Origin of the sequence: Exiguobacterium sp. s146 (assembly GCF_018618415.1) — a bacterium.
GTDB lineage: Bacteria > Bacillota > Bacilli > Exiguobacteriales > Exiguobacteriaceae > Exiguobacterium.
Genome location: NZ_JACSMA010000018.1, coordinates 1 through 260 on the forward strand (window position 1 = coordinate 1; position 260 = coordinate 260).

Here is a 260-nt window from a genome sequence, read left to right on the forward strand (position 1 = left end):
GGAAGTATTTAGCCTTGGGAGATGGTCCTCCCGGATTCCGACGGGGTTTCACGTGTCCCGCCGTACTCAGGATCCACTCTGGAGGGGATGGGATTTCGGCTACAGGGCCGTCACCTTCTCTGGCCGACCTTTCCAGGTCGTTCACCTATCCTATCCCTTTGTAACTCCGTGTAGAGTGTCCTACAACCCCAGGAAGCATGCTTCCTGGTTTGGGCTGTTCCCGTTTCGCTCGCCGCTACTCAGGGAATCGAATTTTCTTT

At 55.4% G+C, this 260-nt stretch carries 1 rRNA gene; it reads right to left on the reverse strand.

Going from position 1 to position 260, the window contains the following annotated elements:
• A 23S ribosomal RNA gene (locus tag KNP83_RS14995) occupies positions 1 to 260 on the reverse strand; the annotation flags it as partial.